The organism is Halolamina salina, from assembly GCF_042678005.1.
Taxonomy (GTDB): domain Archaea; phylum Halobacteriota; class Halobacteria; order Halobacteriales; family Haloferacaceae; genus Halolamina; species Halolamina salina.
In genome coordinates, this window is record NZ_JBHUDH010000013.1 from 23,110 (window position 1) to 23,990 (window position 881).

The 881-nt window shown below is 71.2% G+C and carries 2 protein-coding genes; both read left to right on the top strand.

Annotated elements, in window-relative coordinates; genetic code table 11:
* The coding region (locus tag ACFR9S_RS01990; RefSeq protein ID WP_379817958.1) for a universal stress protein at positions 1 to 232 on the top strand (232 nt) is incomplete at its 5' end.
* A gap of 72 nt (positions 233 to 304) precedes the next feature.
* The coding region (locus ACFR9S_RS01995; protein ID WP_379817959.1) for a hypothetical protein at positions 305 to 881 on the top strand (577 nt) is incomplete at its 3' end.

Here is an 881-nt window from a genome sequence, read left to right on the forward strand (position 1 = left end):
GACCGAGGTGGTCGAGGCCGCCGAGGCCCGCGGGATCGGGGACGTGACCACCCACATCGAGACGGGGGATCCGGACGCGGAGATCCTCGCGACGGTCGAGGCGGCGGGGCTGGACGCGGTCGTGATGGGCGCGACCGGCCGCGACGGGGAGTACCGCGCGCTGCTGGGCAGCGTCGCCGAGAAGACGGTCCGGCAGGCCGACGTCCCCGTGATCACGGTCGGCGAGGACTGAGATCACGTCACGCGCCGCTCTGGCGGCAGAACGGCCGGTGGATTTTCGTGTACCGGAGCTATCGTTTTCGGTATGTCCGAACACAACATCCCGAAGGGTGTCAACCTCGACACCCTCAAGGAGATCCTCGCGGGGTGGGCCAAAGCCGGGGCCGACGAGGAGCCACGGTACACCTCGGCGGTCGAAGAGTATACCGGCGTCTCGGACGTGGTCGGCCGACAGACGCGGTTTCTGGAGGAGCTGGGCGTCCTCGAACCGCACCGACAGAAACACCGACTCACCGGGGCCGGCGCGGCGCTCGCCGACGCGCTCGCGGCCGGCGACGACGAACGCGCCCGCGAAGAGGCCCGAGAGCTGCTCGCGAACTGGCCGCTCACCGACGATCTCCGCGGCGTGCTCGCCGAGAACCCGACCGACGAGGAGACGCTCGTCCCGATCCTCGCCGACCTGACCGAGCAGGACGTCGACGCCACCCGCGTGGAGCCGGGGCTGTCCACGCTGCTCGACGCCTACGAGTGGACCGGCCTGCTCGACCGCGACGACGAAGGCCGGTACCGGCTTCCCGAGGAGGCCGGCGGTGAGGGAGACGGGAACGGCGAGATCGACGAGGCGGACGCCGGAGCAGCAGGCGCCCGGGAGAGGGCCGACT